The 15,705-nt window shown below is 66.4% G+C and carries 19 protein-coding genes; 9 read left to right on the forward strand and 10 right to left on the reverse strand.

All coding sequences use genetic code 11. The features are described from left to right. Positions 1–22 precede the first annotated feature (22 nt). Entirely contained in the window at positions 23–916 is an 894-nt protein-coding gene (locus tag B4M43_RS20110) for a LysR substrate-binding domain-containing protein (RefSeq protein WP_296269213.1), read from the forward strand. A 92-nt stretch (positions 917–1,008) separates the two neighbouring features. Continuing rightward, positions 1,009–1,713, forward strand: coding sequence for an SDR family oxidoreductase (locus tag B4M43_RS20115; protein WP_296269214.1), 705 nt, complete (start codon positions 1,009–1,011; stop codon positions 1,711–1,713). 122 nt (positions 1,714–1,835) lie between these two features. Here the strand turns inward: B4M43_RS20115 and B4M43_RS20120 are convergent, their stop codons facing one another. After that, entirely contained in the window at positions 1,836–2,825 is a 990-nt protein-coding gene (locus B4M43_RS20120; RefSeq protein ID WP_296269215.1) for an asparaginase, read from the reverse strand. A gap of 142 nt (positions 2,826–2,967) precedes the next feature. Then, positions 2,968–4,410, reverse strand: coding sequence for an alanine/glycine:cation symporter family protein (locus B4M43_RS20125; protein WP_296269216.1), 1,443 nt, complete (start codon positions 4,408–4,410; stop codon positions 2,968–2,970). On the opposite strand from B4M43_RS20125, the gene B4M43_RS20130 reads away from it, so the two are divergent. From B4M43_RS20130 to B4M43_RS20145, 4 genes are all read left to right on the forward strand, one after another. Beyond that, on the forward strand, positions 4,409–4,594 hold the full coding sequence (locus B4M43_RS20130) for a hypothetical protein (RefSeq protein WP_296269217.1): 186 nt from the start codon (positions 4,409–4,411) through the stop codon (positions 4,592–4,594). The genes B4M43_RS20125 and B4M43_RS20130 overlap by 2 nt on opposite strands. Further along, a complete protein-coding gene (locus tag B4M43_RS20135) occupies positions 4,587–5,405 on the forward strand; it encodes an XRE family transcriptional regulator (RefSeq protein ID WP_296269218.1) in 819 nt (272 codons plus the stop codon). The genes B4M43_RS20130 and B4M43_RS20135 overlap by 8 nt, the downstream gene beginning before the upstream one ends. A gap of 188 nt (positions 5,406–5,593) precedes the next feature. After that, entirely contained in the window at positions 5,594–6,478 is an 885-nt protein-coding gene (locus tag B4M43_RS20140) for a sugar nucleotide-binding protein (protein ID WP_296269219.1), read from the forward strand. After that, positions 6,471–7,403, forward strand: a complete 933-nt coding sequence (locus B4M43_RS20145) for an NAD-dependent epimerase/dehydratase family protein (protein ID WP_296269220.1) — start codon at positions 6,471–6,473, stop codon at positions 7,401–7,403. The genes B4M43_RS20140 and B4M43_RS20145 overlap by 8 nt, the downstream gene beginning before the upstream one ends. Positions 7,404–7,477: 74 nt before the next feature. Here the strand turns inward: B4M43_RS20145 and B4M43_RS20150 are convergent, their stop codons facing one another. From B4M43_RS20150 to B4M43_RS20170, 5 genes are all read right to left on the reverse strand, one after another. Beyond that, the gene (locus tag B4M43_RS20150; RefSeq protein WP_296269221.1) at positions 7,478–8,161 is read right to left on the reverse strand and encodes an OmpW/AlkL family protein; all 684 of its coding nucleotides are present in this window, start codon (positions 8,159–8,161) and stop codon (positions 7,478–7,480) included. 104 nt (positions 8,162–8,265) lie between these two features. Continuing rightward, the gene (locus B4M43_RS20155; RefSeq protein ID WP_414707887.1) at positions 8,266–8,835 is read right to left on the reverse strand and encodes a DUF3299 domain-containing protein; all 570 of its coding nucleotides are present in this window, start codon (positions 8,833–8,835) and stop codon (positions 8,266–8,268) included. Then, positions 8,832–10,091 carry an ABC transporter permease gene (locus B4M43_RS20160; protein WP_296269223.1) on the reverse strand — a complete coding sequence of 420 codons (1,260 nt, stop codon included), beginning with the start codon at positions 10,089–10,091 and terminating at the stop codon, positions 8,832–8,834. The genes B4M43_RS20155 and B4M43_RS20160 overlap by 4 nt, the downstream gene beginning before the upstream one ends. Next, positions 10,091–10,801 carry an ABC transporter ATP-binding protein gene (locus B4M43_RS20165; RefSeq protein ID WP_296269224.1) on the reverse strand — a complete coding sequence of 237 codons (711 nt, stop codon included), beginning with the start codon at positions 10,799–10,801 and terminating at the stop codon, positions 10,091–10,093. The genes B4M43_RS20160 and B4M43_RS20165 overlap by 1 nt, the downstream gene beginning before the upstream one ends. Further along, positions 10,802–11,383, reverse strand: coding sequence for a DUF2796 domain-containing protein (locus tag B4M43_RS20170; RefSeq protein ID WP_296269225.1), 582 nt, complete (start codon positions 11,381–11,383; stop codon positions 10,802–10,804). Between the two features lie 131 nt (positions 11,384–11,514). On the opposite strand from B4M43_RS20170, the gene B4M43_RS20175 reads away from it, so the two are divergent. Further along, positions 11,515–11,880: a hypothetical protein gene (locus tag B4M43_RS20175; RefSeq protein WP_296269226.1), complete on the forward strand. Its 366-nt coding sequence runs from the start codon at positions 11,515–11,517 to the stop codon at positions 11,878–11,880. Positions 11,881–11,975: 95 nt separating this feature from the next. Here B4M43_RS20175 and trxA read toward each other — a convergent pair whose 3' ends face one another. The 3 genes from trxA to B4M43_RS20190 are packed head-to-tail and all read right to left on the reverse strand — an operon-like array spanning position 11,976 to position 13,997. Beyond that, a complete protein-coding gene (trxA, locus tag B4M43_RS20180; RefSeq protein WP_296269227.1) occupies positions 11,976–12,851 on the reverse strand; it encodes a thioredoxin in 876 nt (291 codons plus the stop codon). A 29-nt stretch (positions 12,852–12,880) separates the two neighbouring features. Further along, positions 12,881–13,540 carry a class I SAM-dependent methyltransferase gene (locus B4M43_RS20185; RefSeq protein ID WP_296269228.1) on the reverse strand — a complete coding sequence of 220 codons (660 nt, stop codon included), beginning with the start codon at positions 13,538–13,540 and terminating at the stop codon, positions 12,881–12,883. Between the two features lies 1 nt (position 13,541). Continuing rightward, complete coding sequence (locus B4M43_RS20190; RefSeq protein ID WP_296269229.1) at positions 13,542–13,997, reverse strand: YbaY family lipoprotein; 456 nt, start codon at positions 13,995–13,997, stop codon at positions 13,542–13,544. Between the two features lie 105 nt (positions 13,998–14,102). Between B4M43_RS20190 and nrdR the strand changes: the two genes are divergently transcribed. Together nrdR and ribD are read left to right on the forward strand one after the other, a co-directional pair. Then, on the forward strand, positions 14,103–14,567 hold the full coding sequence (nrdR, locus tag B4M43_RS20195; RefSeq protein ID WP_296269230.1) for a transcriptional regulator NrdR: 465 nt from the start codon (positions 14,103–14,105) through the stop codon (positions 14,565–14,567). A gap of 2 nt (positions 14,568–14,569) precedes the next feature. Then, positions 14,570–15,700, forward strand: coding sequence for a bifunctional diaminohydroxyphosphoribosylaminopyrimidine deaminase/5-amino-6-(5-phosphoribosylamino)uracil reductase RibD (ribD, locus tag B4M43_RS20200; RefSeq protein WP_296269231.1), 1,131 nt, complete (start codon positions 14,570–14,572; stop codon positions 15,698–15,700). Positions 15,701–15,705: the final 5 nt, after the last annotated feature.

Consider the following 15,705-nt stretch of genomic DNA (forward strand, 5'->3'; position numbering starts at 1 on the left):
CAAACACTGACGAATGCGCCCCATGTCCGAAGGTTTTCCAGCTCTCCCACCGCTCAACGCCCTGCGCATCTTCGAAGTGGTCGCCCGCCACCTGAACTTCCGCCTGGCCGCCGAAGAGCTCGGCGTCACCCAGGCGGCCGTGGCCCAACAGGTCAGGGGGCTGGAGGCCAAGCTGGCGGTGCGCCTGTTCGAGCGCTTGCCACGGGGCCTGGCGCTGACCGATGCCGGGCGCGCCTACAGCGGCAGCGTGCGCAGTGCCTTGTCGATGATCGACGAGGCCACCCGCCTGCTCAAGCCCGAGCCACTGCATGTCACGGTCAGCGTCACCCCGAGCTTCGCTTCGAAATGGCTGATCCCGCGGCTAGGCAGCTTTGCCCACTGCCACCCCGAGATCGACCTGCGGGTGCTGGCGACCGAACGGCTTTCGCACTTCCAGACCGATGGGGTGGACCTCGCCGTGCGTTATGGGGTGCCCGGCTTCGGCCCAGGCTTGCACGTGGAACGGTTGTTCGAACAGCGCATCGTCGCGGTGGCAAGCCCGATACTGTTCCACGACAAGGCCATGCCCGGCCGTTTCGAAGACCTGCAACGCTTCGCCTTGCTGCACGACGCCCACGACCATTGGCCGGCCTTCACCGCCAGGCTGTTTCCGGAACATGCGTCGCTCATCACCAAGCACATGCGTTTCAACCAGACCTCCCTGGCGATCGAGGCTGCCATCGGCGGGCAGGGTATCGCCCTGGCCACTGCGGCCTTCGTGGCCCAGGACATCGCGGCAGGTCGGCTGGTGCAGGTGTTCGAGCAAAGCCTCGGCCTTGAGCAAGGCTTCTACCTGATCTGGCCGCACAAGTCGCGCAATGCGCCGCTGCTGCTGCAGGTGGCGCAGTGGCTCAAAGATCAGGCAGACAGTAGCTGAACTATCGTCTCGGCAAAGCCTGGCTGCCTCCCCCGCGCCGTGCCGCGCTGCTACCGTCACTGCATCTGAACGAACACAGCCCTGGAGGCAACATGACGGTAGAAAAAGTGGCGATCATCACAGCCGGCGGTAGCGGCATGGGCGCAGCGGCGGCGCGGCGCCTGGCCGCCGATGGCTTCAAGGTGGGCATCCTGTCGTCGTCGGGCAAAGGCGAGGCGCTGGCCCACGAACTGGGCGGCATCGGCGTCACCGGCAGCAATCAATCGACCGCCGACCTGCAACGCTTGGTCGATGCAGTGATGGCCGAATGGGGGCGCATCGATGTGCTGGTCAACAGCGCCGGCCACGGCCCGCGCGCGCCGATCCTGGAGATCAGCGACGAGGACTGGCACGCCGGCATGGACACCTACCTGCTCAACGTCATCCGCCCCACGCGGCTGGTGGCGCCGATCATGCAGCGGCAGAAGGGCGGCGCCATCATCAACATCTCCAGCGCCTGGACCTTCGAGCCCAACGCCCTGTTCCCGACCTCGGCCGTGTTCCGCGCGGGCCTGGCGGCCTTCAGCAAGATCTTCGCCGATCACTTCGCCGCCGATAACGTGCGCATCAACAGCGTGCTGCCCGGCTGGATCGACAGCCTGCCGGCGACCGACGAACGACGCGACAGCGTGCCGCTCAAGCGCTATGGGACGAGCGAGGAGGTCGCAGCGACCATTGCGTTTCTGGCCAGCGACGGGGCGACCTACATCACCGGGCAGAACCTCAAGGTCGACGGTGGCGTCACCCACGGCCTTTAAGTCATGCTCTGAACTGTCTTTTCGACCGCATTCAGGTCATGGGCCGACAATGAAAAACGGCGCCTGCTCAGAGAGAGCGGGCGCCGTTTCGCGTATGCACGAAGCAGGGTCATCCCATCCGGTCAGGCACGCTCGCCGCACAGATCCAACTGGAACCAATGCCCGGCCGCTTCCATGTCCAACCCCGCACCCAGCAGCCCGAACAACTTGCCCAGCGCCGCTTCGCGGGTCATGCCGCCACCGCTGAGCAGCCCGGCATCGCGCAGGCGGCTGCCGGCCGCATAGGTGTCGAACACCACCGAACCTTCGGGGCACTGGCTGATGGCGACCACCAACACACCCTGCTGGCGCGCCGTATGCAGCGCGTCGAGCAGCGCCAGGTCGTCGGACGGCCCGGTGCCGCTGCCGTAGCACTCCAGCACCAGCCCGCGGATGCCGCTGGCCAGCAGCCCGTGCAGGTGCTCGGCGCCAAGGCCGGGAAACACCGGCAGTACCGCAAGCTTCACCGGCTGGCGCGCCTGGCGATAGGTCAGCGTGGCGGGCAGCTCGGCGGCGCGCTCGCCCTGGCGATGGCGGGCCGGCGCGGTGAACGCGTCGAACGCCTCGCTGCGCAGCTTCGAAGCCCGGCAGCCGTGCAGCAACTGGCCGTGGAAGAACAGCTGTACGCCATTCTGCAAACCCTGCTCGAACTGGCGCAGGGCGCCGATCAGGTTCTCCCAGGCGTCGCTGTCCGGCGTGCCGGCCGGCAGCATGGAGCCGGTCAGCAGCACCGGCACCGGCAGGCCCAGCAGCAGGAACGACAGGGCAGCGGCGCTGTAGGCCAAGGTGTCGGTACCGTGCAGCACCAGCACACCGTCATGGCCGTCGCGCTCGACCGCTTCGACGATGGCCTCGCGCATCGCCAGCCAATTGGCCTGCTGCATGTTGGCGCTGTCGATCAGCGGATCGAGTTCGCGCAGCGCCCAGCGGAGTTGCGGGGCATCGCTGCATTGCGCCAGATGATCGCGCATGCGCGCTTCGAAACCGCCGGCCGGGGCCAGGCCCTCGGGGGTTTCCAGCATGCCGATGGTGCCGCCGGTGTAGAGGACGAGAAGGTTGTTGACTGCACGCATGGCGCATTCCTTAGCGAGATCGGACTCGAGCGCAGCCCATGCCGGCGGCGACCCGGCGCGGCTAGGCGCTGGATCGTCGGGCGGGTGCATTGGGGACGAAGCTTACGTCAGCCGCCCGCGGACGGGGCGGCTGGCACAGGGCTCAGCGCAGGGGTTGCGCCTGGCCGACCGTGGCGTCGGTGGCGACGGTCTGCTGCGGGTTGGCCGGCCAGGCGGCGCGGTCCAGGTCCAGATCGGTGAACTGGCTGGAGTCGAACACCGGCTGCTTGACGCCGGCGCGGCGCTGGGCGTCGTAGTCGCGCATCACCCGCAGGCCGACCTTGAACAGCAGGGTCAGGGCGATCAGGTTGACGAACGCCAGGCAGGTCATGGTGATGTCGGCGAAGGCGAACACGGTCGACAGGTCCTGTGTGGAGCCCCAGATCACCAGCACCAGTACCAGCACGCGGAAGCCCATCAGCACGACGCGGTTGCGGGTCAGGAACTGCAGGCTGTTCTCGCCCAGGTAGTAGTTGTAGAGGATGCAGGTGAAGACGAACAGCGACAGCGCGACGCTGACGAAGATGCGCCCCCAGTCACCGACCACGGCGGCCAGCGAGTTCTGCGTCAGCACGATGCCGTCGCCTTCGAAGCCCGGGGTGTAGAAGCCCGACAGCAGAATCAGCAACGCGGTGCAGGTGCAGATCACGAAGGTGTCGAGGAACACGCTGAACGCCTGTACCACGCCTTGCGCGCCAGGGTGCTTGACGGCGGCCACAGCAGCCACGTTCGGGGCGCTGCCCAGGCCGGCTTCGTTGGCGAACACGCCACGCTTGACGCCCATGACGATGGCGCTGCCCAGCAGGCCGCCGAAGGCAGGGTCCAGGCCGAAGGCGCTCTTGAAGATGGTTTCCAGCATGGCTGGCACATGTTCGATCTGCGTGCCGATCACGTACAGGGTCACGCCGATGTAGGCCATGGTCTTGATCGGTACCAGCAGGTCCGACACCTTGGCGATGCGCTTGATGCCGCCGATGAAGGTGATGGCCAGCAGCACGGCCAGCACGATACCGGTGTGGGTCGGCTCGAAGGCGAAGGCGTTTTGCAGCGAGTGGGTCACGGTGTAGGACTGCAGGCCGATGAAGGCGAAGCCGTAGGTGACCAGCAGCAGCAGCGAGAAGACGATCGCCATGCCCTTGAATTTCAGGCCGTGCAGGATGTAGTACGCCGGGCCGCCGCGGTACAGGCCATCGCCGTCGGCGCGCTTGTAGACCTGGGCCAGGGTGCACTCGAAGAAGCTGCTGGCCATGCCCACCAGAGCGGTGACCCACATCCAGAACACCGCGCCTGGGCCGCCCAGGGTCACGGCGATACCGACGCCTGCGATGTTGCCGGCGCCGACGCGGCCGGCGAGGCTGAGCATCAGGGCCTGGAACGAGCTGAGTTGGCCTGCCTGGCCGCGAAGGGATTCCTTGAAGACCCCGAACATGTGGCCGAAGTGACGGAACTGCACGAACCGCGAGCGGATCGTGAAGTAACTACCCAGGCCGACGATGAGCACGATGAGAAGCTTCCCCGAGAGGAAATCGTTGAGTGCTTCGAGCATGAAAAGAACCTCGATTCTTATTTTTCGCGTTGGACACCAGCAGGCCGCCCAGGGGCAGCGCTACTCAATGGGGCGCATGGTTGGCTATGACAAGAAGGGTTACAATTTCGCGGCTTGGTCCGAATTGATGCGACTTGATGCTATACTGGCGCGCTTCGCATCAGATGGAACCCGCCATGAGTGAGCATTTCGCCCTCAATCTCAAGCTGGCGTGCAGCCATTACCGCTCTATTTCCGAGGTTTGCCGGAAATTGGCGATGAATCGCGCACAGTTCAACAAGTACCTCAGCGGGCAGAGCCATCCGACGAGCTACAACCTCAAACGCATCGGCGACTTCTTCGGTGTCGAGGACTACGAGCTGGGCCTGCCGCCCGACCAGTTCGCCCGGCTGATCGGCGCACGCAATGGCGCCGACGCCGAAAGTGCGCAGGGCGACCCGATCGCCGAACTGTTCCAGCCTTTGCACGAGCATGGCGGCAACCTGTCGCGCTATTGCGGCTACTACTTCGAATACGCCAACTGCATGTCGGTGCCGGGCACGATCCTGCTGTCGCTGGTGCACCTGCGCGAAGAACGCGGGCGTTTCCTGTTCGAGCGCCAGGAGCGCCAGGAGCGCACCAGCAGCAGCAACGTGCAGGCCGAAGACTGGGTACGTTGCCGCTACCTGGGGGCGGCGTTCCAGCTGCAAGACCGGCTGTTTCTGGTCGACTACGAGTCGCTCACCTTCAACGAAATCAGCCAGACCATCCTGATCCCCAGCTTCAAGAGCCGGGTGACGCGCCTCAATGGCCTCAAGACCGGCGTTTCCAGCGGCGACCGGCGCAATCCGGCCTGCACCCGCGTGGTCTGGGAATACCTGGGCGAAGACATCAACCGCATCAATGCCTACCGGCAAGTGAAGCTGTACCAGCCGGACGACCCTCGCATCGACGACGACGTGCGCGAACGGCTCAGCGTCGGGCCGATCAGCCATGGGTTGTTCGAAATCGAATGATGCACCCGCAGCAAGCACGTCGGCATCAAACATCGGCGCTCATGCTGGACACGACAGGCGCAATTTCCAGCAGTGGCGGGCATCGGCCTTGATCGTGACGGCAATCGCCGGCACCGGGGGTTGTACTTCCCTGGATGGACGCCTCACAATGTTCGCTTTCCTTTCATCTGTTCGGATCTGCTGACTCTATGCGAATGCGCTTGATGCTGTTGGGTGGTGGCAATGCCCTTGGGCAAGCGTTGATTCGTCTCGGGGCCGAGGACAACATCGGGTTCCTGGCGCCGCGTCCCCCGGATCAGGGCTGGGATGCCGCCAGCCTGACGCAACTGCTCGACGACCACCGCCCCGACGCGCTGGTCAACCTGGCCTACTACTTCGACTGGTTCCAGGCCGAGACCGTCAGCGAAGAACGCTTGGCGCAGCAGGAGCGGGGCGTGGAGCGCCTGGCGCAACTGTGCCAGCACCACCAGATCACCTTGGTGCAACCGTCCAGCTACCGGGTCTTCGACGGCTCGCGGGCCACGGCCTATAGCGAAAAGGACGATCCCATCCCCTTGGGCCAACGTGGCCAGGCGCTGTGGCGCATCGAACAGAGCGTGCGCGCGGCGTGCCCGCAGCACGTGCTGCTGCGCTTCGGCTGGCTGCTGGACGAAAGTGTCGATGGCCTGCTGGGGCGTTTTCTGACCCGCGCCGAGCAACACCGCGAACTGTTCCTGGCCGACGACCGCCGCGGCAATCCGACCCCGGTGGACGACGCGGCGCGGGTGATCCTCTCGGTGCTCAAGCAGCTCGATTGCGCATCGCCGCTGTGGGGCACCTACCACTACGCCGGCAACGAGGCCACCACGCCGCTGGTGCTTGGCCAGGCCATCCTCGCCGAGGCGGCGCAGCGCCACCCGCTCGCCGTGCAGGCGCCCACCGCCCAAGCCCACGCCGCCAGCGCCGACGCCAGCGAAGAGCCGCAAAACGCGGTGCTGGCCTGCAAGAAGATTCTGCATACCTTCGGCATCAAACCGCGCGCCTGGCGCTCCGGTCTGCCACCTCTACTGGAGCGCTTCTACCGAAATGTCTGATGCTCCCATTCTGATTACCGGCGGCGCCGGCTTCATCGGCTCGCACCTGTGCGACGCCTTGCTCAAGGGCGGCCATCGCGTGCGCATCCTCGACGACTTCTCCACCGGCAAGCGCAGCAACCTGCAAGTACAGCACCCGCACCTGGAACTGATCGAAGGCGATGTGGCCGATGCGGCGTTGCTGCTGCGCGCTGCGGCCGGTTGCGCCGCGGTGGTGCACCTGGCCGCCGTGGCCTCGGTGCAGGCGTCGGTCGACGATCCGGTGAAGACCCACCAGAGCAACTTCATCGGCACCCTGAACGTCTGCGAAGCCATGCGCGTGCACGGTATCCGCCGTGTGCTGTACGCCTCCAGCGCGGCGGTGTACGGCAACAACGGCGAAGGCCAGGCCATCGGCGAAGACACGCCCAAGGCGCCTTTGACGCCCTATGCCGTGGACAAGCTGGCGAGCGAGCAGTACCTGGACTTCTACCGCCGCCAGCATGGTCTGGAACCGGTGGTGCTGCGTTTCTTCAACATCTTCGGGCCGCGCCAGGATCCGTCCTCGCCGTATTCCGGCGTCATCAGCATCTTCGCCGAGCGTTCGCTGCACCGGCAGCCCATCACGCTGTTCGGCGATGGCGAGCAGACCCGCGACTTCCTTTACGTGGGCGACCTGGTGCGGGTGATGGTGCAGGCGCTGATGCAGCCGGCGGTGCAAGAAGGGGCGGTGAACATCGGCCTCAATCAAGCTACGTCGCTGAATCGGTTGCTGGCAGCGCTCGAAGAGGTCATCGGCAGCTTGCCGCCGGTCAGCCACCGTGCGGCACGTGCAGGCGATATTCGCCACTCACGGGCAGACAACACGCGCCTGCTGCAACGCTTCACCCTCGACCGGCCCACGACCTTGGTGGACGGCCTGCGCCAGCTACTCGGCAAGGCCTGACACGCGCCCTGGCCGAAACGACAACGCCCCACGCCTGGCAGACCAGGGTGGGGCGTTGTGCTGTAAGGGGTCGGTCAGAACTTGTAGCCCAGGCCCACCATGTACACCCAAGGGTCGACTTCCAGGTTGACCTTGGTGGTGCCCACGCCCAGGGCGCTCGGGCCGTCGATGGTGGCCTTGGTGTTGATATCGACGTACCAGACCGCGGCGTTGAACAGCAGGTTGTCGGTCAGCATGTAGTCCATGCCCACTTGCCCGGCCAGGCCGATGGAGTCTTGCAGCTTCATGTTGCTGAAGCCCTGCTGCTTGCGCGTGCCGCTCAGCTCTTCGTCGAAGAACAGCGTGTAGTTCACGCCGACGCCCGCGTAGGGCTGGAACTTCGAGGAGGGTTCCATGGGGTAGTACTGCAGCGACAGGGTCGGTGGCAGTTGCTTGATGTCGGCCAGCTTGCCGTCCAGGCCCGCGCCCAGGCCTTTGACGCCCACGGTGTGCTGGAACGGTGTGGCGGCCAGCAGCTCGACGCCGACGTGGTCGGTGAGCATGTAGGCGAAGGCCAGACCCAGTTGGGTGTCGCTGTTCAAGGTGGCCTTGGTGCCGGAGACCCGGGCGCCGTCGAGCTTGATTTCGCCGCTGTCTTCGTTGGGCGCGGTGGTGATGGCGCCGGCGCGCAGGATGAAATCGCCAGCCTGGTGGGCGTTGGCCACCGGCGCTGCCAATGCCAGGGCAACGAGCGAGGCGCCGAGCAAGGACTTGTTCATGGGTGCTCCGAAAGGACGTGAGAAAAGAGTGGCGCCATGTTACGGAGCGGCTCTAGCCCAAGGTTTGACACAGCTCAACGAAACGGCGGTGTCCGGGAACCTTCTCACTTCAATTCGTACGCGTAGATCTTCTCGGCCTCCATCTGGTAGCCCGATGCCGCCAGTTCGCTGGTGGAGTGGGCGACCTTGAGCGTGCCCTCGATCCAGTAGGGCTGGTAAAGGTCCTCCACACGCACGCCCATCTCGCTGAAAATGTGCACGATCTGGTTCGCCGGCGGTGGCGGCACGTGGATGCACGCGCCGTAGTAGGGCACCAGCAGAAACTCGGTGGTGCGGCCTTCCTCGTTGACTTCCAGCGGCACGATGTAGCCCGGCAGCTTGATCGCCTGGCCGTCGAGCGCTTGCACCACCGGCGCGTCCGGTGCCGGTTGCTGGGCGGCGGGCGCCGATTCGGCCGACAGCGCGTCGCTCAGCTGCGACAGGTCGTGCAGCGGCGCCAGTTGCGGTTCGACCACTGGCGCGCCTTCGGGAATCAACGCGGGCCAGTCCAGCTCGCGGGGCTCGCCCGCCCAGGCCGTGCTGACCAACAACACCAGCAGCAACAAGCACAGGCGGGCAGCTGATAGCCGCAACCGCCCACAGGGCCTGGCACATACAGCGGTCGAGCGCCTCATAGATGGATCGACAGGCCGTCGGCCAGCGACTGCCGATAAGCGCGCCAGGCCGGCACGCTGCCCATCAGCAGGGCGGCGCCGAGGATGATCGCCAGCAGGTTCCACTCGTGCGCGCTGGGCCAGGCCAGCGGCAGGTACAGGCCGTAGTTGGCCTGCACGTAGCCCTGGGCCAGGGCGATGGCGGCGTACAGCAGGCCGAGCCCGGCCACGATTCCCGCCACGGCCAGGGCCAGCGCTTCGAGTACCAGCAGGCCCGCCACGTGCCACGGGCGGGCGCCCACCGAACGCAGGATCGCCATTTCCCGGCGGCGCTCGTTGAGGCTGGTGAGGATGGCGGTGAGCATGCCGATCAGCCCGGTCAGCACCACGAACAGCGAAACCACGAACAACGCCTGCTCGGCCGTGCCCATCAGGCTCCACAGCTCCTGCAACGCCACCCCCGGCAGAATCGCCAGCAACGGCTCGCTACGGAACTCGTTGATCTCCCGTTGCAGGCTGAAGGTGGCGATCTTGTTGTTCAGCCCGAGCATGAAGGCGGTGATGGCCGTGGGCTGCAAGTCCATGCCACGCGCCTGCTCGGCGCTGACCCGTCCGCGCGCCGGTACGCCGTTGTGCCAGTCGACGTGAATGGCTTCCATACCGGCTAGGCCGATGTGCAGCGTGCGATCGACCGGGGTGCCGGTGCGTTTGAGGATGCCGACGACGGTGAAGGGCTTGTCGTCATGCTTGACCAGGCTCACCGCGGCGATGCCGTGGGCCAGCACCAACTGGTCGCCCAGCTTGTAATGCAGCGCCTCGGCCACTTCGGCGCCCAGCACCACCTCGAACGGATCGTCGGCGAAGGCGCGGCCGTCGGCCAGTTGCAGGTGCTGGCGATGGCCGTACTGGTAATGCTCGAAATACGCCTCGCTGGTGCCCATCACCCGGTAGCCGCGGTGCGAGTCACCGAGCGAGATGGGGATGGCCCACTTCACCCGGCGGTCGTTGGCGTAGTGCGCGAAGCTGTCCCAGCGAATGTTGTTGGTGGCGTTGCCGATGCGGAACACCGAATACAGCAGCAGGTTCACCGAGCCGGAACGGGCGCCGACGATCAGGTCGGTGCCGCTGATGGTGCTGGCGAAACTGGCGCGCGCCTCGGTGCGCACCCGTTCCACAGCCAGCAGCAGGCACACCGACAAGGCGATGGCGAAGGCGGTGAGCAGGGCGGTGAAGCGCCGGTTGGCCAGGCTGGCCAGGGCAAGACGGAGCAGGTACATCAAGCCTCCTGGGGCATGCTGGCGCGGTTGAGGTCGGCAAGCGACAGGCGACGGTCGAACAGCGTGGCCAGGCTCTGGTCGTGGCTGACGAACAGCAGGCTGGCGCCGGCGCTGCGGCACTCTTCGAACAACAGGTGCAGGAAACTTACCCGGATGTCGGCGTCCAGCGCGGAGGTGGGTTCGTCGGCGATCACCAACTCCGGTTGGCCGATCAAGGCCCGGGCGGCCGCCACACGCTGTTGCTGGCCGATCGACAGGGTGTCGGCGCGGCGGGCCTGCAAGGCCGGATCGGCCAAGCCTAGGTGGTTTAGCAGCGCCGCTGCCGCCTGGGCGATGCTGCCGTGGCGCTGGCTGGCGCGCTGCGCACGGCTGGCGGAGAAGCGGCAGGGCAGTTCGACGTTTTCCCGCACCGAGAGGAACGGCAGCAGGTTGAACTGTTGGAAGATGTAGCCGGTGTGGTCCACCCGAAAGCGATCGCGCGCGCCCTGGCCCAGCTCGCCCAGGTCCTGGCCTAGCAGGCGCACGCTGCCGTGCTGCGGCCGGCTGACGCCGCCGAGCAGGCCTAGCAACGTGGTCTTGCCGCTACCGCTTGGGCCTTTGAGGAACAGCGTCTCACCGGCCTGCAGTTGGAAGTGCGGGATGTCCAATAGCGTCGGTTGGCCCGGCCAGGCGAAACGCAAGTCGCTCAGTTCGATCAGCGCCTGGCCCATTCAGAAGACGACCACGGCCTTGCCAGGGGTGGTTTCCACACCTTTCTGGCCGTTCGGGCCGATCAGTTGCACGTTGACCTTCTGGGTTTGCGGGAAGGTCTTGAACAGCGGGCCGAGGTCGAGCTGGGTGAGCTTGGCCGGCGTGGCGCAGGTGAACTGATAATGCGCGTGCACATCGGCGTGCTGATGGCCGTGCTCGTGCTCGTCGCCATCATCGTCATCGTCGGCGTGGGCCGCATCGCCGAACAGGGGGCTTTCCAGTTCTTGGCTGTCGACCGCGCAACCAGCGGCCTGAGCCGGGCCGAACAGCTTCAGCGGTTGTTCCAACTGCTGACGGGCGGCGGCGACCTTGGCCTTGTCGGCTTCGCTGGCGGCAACATGTTCGAAACCGACGACGTTCATGGCCGGGCTGTCCAGTTCCAGTTCCAGGGTATTGCCGTCAAGCACCACGTTGAGCTTGGCGACGCCGTGCTCATGGGCACCGAGGGTGCCGTGGGCGTGGTCATGGTCATGTTCGTCGTGGGCATGGGCCACGGCCAGGGGCAGCAGGGCGAAGGGCAGGACGAGCAACAGACGACGCATGGGTGGACTCCGGGACCAGGCTGAATGATTTGGTAATGTTATAACAAATTTTATTTGCCAGGCCAGTCTTCGTGGCGCAGGTTTCATGTTGCGGTAGCATGCCGACACTGACTTGAGAGCGAGGGTAGCGCGTGAGAATTCGTGGACAGATTGGCGACTGGCCGGTGGACCTGAGCATCGAACTGACGCCGGAAGAATGGGCGCACTTGAGCCGCCCTGTCGATGCGGCATCGAGTGCCGAAAGCCCGGTGCCAGTACCTGCGAAACCTTTGGTTGCCGCAGTGCGGGACGATGAGCCCTTGCGTGCGGCCTGTGATCTGCTGCAAGCGGCAGGGCAGTTGGAAGGGCCGGAGCTCTTGGAGCGGCTGGAAGGCCTAACCGGCAGTTTCGCCGCTGCCAAGCGTCTGCTGGTGCGCTTGCGTCACAGCGCACAGGTGCGGGTGGTCAGCCAGGGCGATGCGCCGGTCTACGTGTGGGATACGCCAGCGGTATCGTGAAGAACCGGTTGAAGCACCGCGCGGGGAACCCATGGGACGTCCATGGAGCGGGGCAGGGACGAAGCCTGGTGCTTGTGCCCATGCCCCGCCGAACCTCAGTACATCGCGGCGAACAACTTGCTGCGGTACATGCCCACCAAGGGGTGCGCATTGCCCAGCAAATCGAACACCTGCAGCAAGGTCTTGTGCGGCAAGCCTTCGCCGTAGCTGCGGTTGCGCTGGAACAGTTTCAGCAGGCCATCGAGCGCCGCTTCGTACTGCTGGCGTGCCAGCTGCTGGATGCACAGCTGGTAGGCCGCTTCGTCGTCGCCCGGGTTCTGCGCCAGGCGGCTTTTCAGTTCAGCGGCCTCCGGCAGGCTGGCAGCCTGGCGCAGGAAGGTCAATTGCGCCTTGGCACCGGCCAGGGCGGCCTTGTGCTCGTCGGACTTGACCGCGTCGAGCACCGTTTCGGCTTCGCCCAACTCACCGCGCTCGGCCAGGCAGCGCCCATAGAGAATCAGCGCCGCGGCATTGCCGTTGTCTTCGGTCAGCACTTGTTTGAGCAGCGCCTCGGCCTCACCGAAGCGGCTCTCGGCGAACAGCGCCTCGGCTTGTTCGAGCGGGGACGCCGAGGCGGGCGCGGGCAATTGCACATGCGGTTCGAGCAGGGCGCGGATGGCCGACTCCGGTTGCGCGCCGGCGAAGCCGTCGACCGGCTGGCCGTCTTTGAACAGCACCACGGTCGGCAGGCTGCGGATACCGAATTGGGCGACGACCTGCTGCTCGACGTCGCAGTTGACCTTGGCCAATAGCAGTTCGCCCTGATACGCCTCGGCGATCTTCGCCAGCATCGGCATCAGTGCCTTGCAGGGCGCGCACCATTCGGCCCAGAAATCCACCAGTACCGGTTTGTGGAAGGAGTTCTCGATCACCGACTGCTGGAAGTCGGCATCGGTGGCATCGAAGATGTACGGCGTGTCGGTAGCGCTCATCATGGTTCTCGCAAGGCGGTATGGCGCCACTATAAAGGCTGGCGCGTCGCGTGGTACAGGCTGACCCGGCGGAATTCGTGGGGTTCGGCCAGGTCGGGCAGGGTCAGGGCGTGCAGCACCCCGAGGGGACGGTATAGCGGGTGGTCGAAGTCACGCACCCGCGAGTCGGCGACCAGTGCCTGGCGCCCGCGGCCGAGGAACTGGTCGAGCAGCGGCAGGTTGGCACGGTCGTAGAGCACGTCGGCCACCAGGATCAGATCGAAGCGGTTGGCCTCGGCGAAAAAATCCTCGCTGTAACCCAGAGTTACGTCGTTGAGCCGGGCATTGGCGCGGCAGGCCTGCAAGGCCAGCGGATCAAGGTCGCAAGCCACCACCTCACGGGCGCCGGCACGCGCCGCGGCGATGCCGGCGACACCGGAACCGGCGCCGAAGTCCAGCACGCGCTTGCCACGTACCCAGTGCGGCTCGGCCGCCAGGTGGCGGGCCAGGGCCAGGCCGCTGGCCCAGCAGAAGCTCCAGTAGGGTGGCTCTTCAAGGATGCGTCGGGTTTCGTCCGGGCTGAAGGCGCGGTCCATGTTGCGTTCGTCGAGCAGCCACAGGCGCAGGTCGGTGCCCGGCAAGGGCGTTGCCCGCAAGCGGGCCTCGCCGATCAATGCGCTCAAGGCGTCTTGCAGTGCCTGCACCGGCAAATTACGGCGCCTTCTCGAAGCGCAGCGGGCCGGTGGCCTGGGTTTGCGCCTGGGTGATGGGCAAGGACGCCATGTGCAGGATGAGTTGGCCCGACTGGCTGGCGCGGCCACGCAGCTCGACCCTGGCGTTGGCGGGGAAGGCTTCGGGATTGAAGCGCAGCTGGTACGGCAGCGGCTGGCCGGTGCCGGTCAGGGTGCTGTTGGCCAACAGGCGCTGCGGGCGGCCTTTCTCGTCGATCACCAACAGCGCCAGCTCGACTTCGGCGCCGCGTGGGATGTCCATCAGCGAGCCAGTGAGCTCGCGCTGGTAGCTGGGCAGCGGGCCGAGCGCTTCGGGCAGCTTTGGCGTGACTTTCGCCGGCGCGCTGACAGACGTCTGGACGGGCTTGGGTTTGTCGCTGCCGCACGCAGCGAGCAAGGCGGCGCAGCACAACACGATGAGCGCACGAGGGTGCATGGGGAAATCCTTCAGGGGGCAATTGGCCTGATGGTAACCCCTTTGGCTTGTCTTGCCAGTGGGATGCGCTACCATGAGGGCCCCTTTTTTCTGTTGCCTGCCACCATGCACTGTCCCTTTTGCGGTGCCAACGACACCAAGGTCATCGATTCGCGTCTGGTCGCCGAAGGTGAGCAAGTGCGCCGTCGCCGTGAATGCCTGGCCTGCGGCGAGCGTTTCACCACCTTCGAAACCGCCGAACTGGTCCTGCCCCGGCTGATCAAGCAGGACGGCACCCGCCAGCCCTTCGACGAAGACAAGCTGCGCGCCGGCGTGCAGCGCGCCCTGGAAAAACGCCCGGTCAGCATCGAGCGGCTGGAGGCGGCGCTGGCGCACATCAAGCACAGGCTGCGCGCTACCGGCGAGCGCGAAGTGAAGTCGTTGGTGGTCGGCGAATTGGTGATGGCCGAGCTGCGCAAGCTCGACGAAGTCGCCTACATCCGCTTCGCCTCCGTCTACCGACGCTTCCAGGACCTGGACGAGTTCCGCGAAGAACTCGACCGCCTGGCCCGCGAGCCCGCCAAAGAGTGAGCATGCCCAGCCCGACCCCCGCCCTCGACGCCCAGTACATGGCGCGTGCCGTGCAACTCGCCCGCCAGGGCCTGTACAGCACCCACCCCAACCCCCGCGTGGGCTGCGTGATCGTGCGCGACGGCCAGGTGGTCGGCGAAGGTTGGCACGTGCGCGCCGGCGAGCCGCATGCCGAAGTGCATGCGCTGCGCCAGGCCGGCGACAAGGCCCGTGGCGCCTGCGCCTACGTCACCCTCGAACCCTGCAGCCACCACGGGCGCACGCCGCCCTGCGCCGAGGCACTGGTGCAGGCGGGAGTGGCCCGTGTGGTCGCCGCCATGCAAGACCCCAATCCGCAGGTCGCCGGCCGTGGCCTGGCGCGCCTGGCGGCGGCCGGCATCGACGTCGCCAGCGGCGTGCTGGAAAGCGAAGCGCGGGCGCTCAACCCAGGCTTTCTCAAGCGCATGGAACACGGCCTGCCCTACGTGCGCGCCAAGCTGGCCATGAGCCTGGACGGGCGCACCGCCATGGCCAGCGGCGAAAGCCAGTGGATCACCGGCCCCGCAGCGCGCGCTGAAGTGCAGCGCCTGCGCGCACGTTCCAGCGTGGTGCTCAGCAGTGCGCAGAGCGTGCTGGCCGACGGCGCACGGATGACCGTGCGCGGCGCCGAGTTGGGCCTGGCCGCCGAACTCACGGCCCTGGCCGAATCGCGGCCGCCCCTGCGCGTGCTGATCGACGGGCGCTTGCGCCTGCCATTGAACGCGCCGTTCTTCCAGGCCGGTCCGGCCCTGGTCGTGACCGCCGCCGAAGACGACCCGCGCTACGCCGCCGCCGGCCATGAACTGCTGCGCCTGCCGGGCCAGGACGGTCGGGTCGAACTGGCCGACGTGCTGCCGGCGCTGGCCGCGCGCGGCGTCAACGAAGTGCTGCTCGAAGCCGGCCCGCGCTTGGTCGGCGCCTTCGCCCAGCTTGGTTTGATCGACGAATACCGCCTGTTCGTCGCCGCCACCTTCCTCGGCTCCAGCGCGCGGCCCTTGCTGGACTGGCCGCTGAACACCATGGCCGAGGCCCCACGGCTGAAAATCACCGGTATGCGCGCGGTGGGCGACGACTGGTGCGTCACCGCCGTGCCGCAGCGCGCCAGCGACGTATAATGCTC

Origin of the sequence: Pseudomonas sp. UBA6562 (assembly GCF_002434265.1) — a bacterium.
Taxonomy (GTDB): domain Bacteria; phylum Pseudomonadota; class Gammaproteobacteria; order Pseudomonadales; family Pseudomonadaceae; genus Aquipseudomonas.

What these genes read in the sequence shown, in the direction of transcription:
- B4M43_RS20110 (WP_296269213.1), top strand. Translation starts at nt 23, where the DNA reads ATGTCCGAAGGTTTTCCAGCTCTCCCACCGCTCAACGCCCTGCGCATC.
- B4M43_RS20115 (WP_296269214.1), top strand. Translation starts at nt 1,009, where the DNA reads ATGACGGTAGAAAAAGTGGCGATCATCACAGCCGGCGGTAGCGGCATG.
- B4M43_RS20120 (WP_296269215.1), bottom strand. Translation starts at nt 2,825, where the DNA reads ATGCGTGCAGTCAACAACCTTCTCGTCCTCTACACCGGCGGCACCATC.
- B4M43_RS20130 (WP_296269217.1), top strand. Translation starts at nt 4,409, where the DNA reads ATGAAAAGAACCTCGATTCTTATTTTTCGCGTTGGACACCAGCAGGCC.
- B4M43_RS20125 (WP_296269216.1), bottom strand. Translation starts at nt 4,410, where the DNA reads ATGCTCGAAGCACTCAACGATTTCCTCTCGGGGAAGCTTCTCATCGTG.
- B4M43_RS20135 (WP_296269218.1), top strand. Translation starts at nt 4,587, where the DNA reads ATGAGTGAGCATTTCGCCCTCAATCTCAAGCTGGCGTGCAGCCATTAC.
- B4M43_RS20140 (WP_296269219.1), top strand. Translation starts at nt 5,594, where the DNA reads ATGCGAATGCGCTTGATGCTGTTGGGTGGTGGCAATGCCCTTGGGCAA.
- B4M43_RS20145 (WP_296269220.1), top strand. Translation starts at nt 6,471, where the DNA reads ATGTCTGATGCTCCCATTCTGATTACCGGCGGCGCCGGCTTCATCGGC.
- B4M43_RS20150 (WP_296269221.1), bottom strand. Translation starts at nt 8,161, where the DNA reads ATGAACAAGTCCTTGCTCGGCGCCTCGCTCGTTGCCCTGGCATTGGCA.
- B4M43_RS20155 (WP_414707887.1), bottom strand. Translation starts at nt 8,835, where the DNA reads ATGAGGCGCTCGACCGCTGTATGTGCCAGGCCCTGTGGGCGGTTGCGG.
- B4M43_RS20160 (WP_296269223.1), bottom strand. Translation starts at nt 10,091, where the DNA reads ATGTACCTGCTCCGTCTTGCCCTGGCCAGCCTGGCCAACCGGCGCTTC.
- B4M43_RS20165 (WP_296269224.1), bottom strand. Translation starts at nt 10,801, where the DNA reads ATGGGCCAGGCGCTGATCGAACTGAGCGACTTGCGTTTCGCCTGGCCG.
- B4M43_RS20170 (WP_296269225.1), bottom strand. Translation starts at nt 11,383, where the DNA reads ATGCGTCGTCTGTTGCTCGTCCTGCCCTTCGCCCTGCTGCCCCTGGCC.
- trxA (WP_296269227.1), bottom strand. Translation starts at nt 12,851, where the DNA reads ATGAGCGCTACCGACACGCCGTACATCTTCGATGCCACCGATGCCGAC.
- B4M43_RS20190 (WP_296269229.1), bottom strand. Translation starts at nt 13,997, where the DNA reads ATGCACCCTCGTGCGCTCATCGTGTTGTGCTGCGCCGCCTTGCTCGCT.
- nrdR (WP_296269230.1), top strand. Translation starts at nt 14,103, where the DNA reads ATGCACTGTCCCTTTTGCGGTGCCAACGACACCAAGGTCATCGATTCG.
- ribD (WP_296269231.1), top strand. Translation starts at nt 14,570, where the DNA reads ATGCCCAGCCCGACCCCCGCCCTCGACGCCCAGTACATGGCGCGTGCC.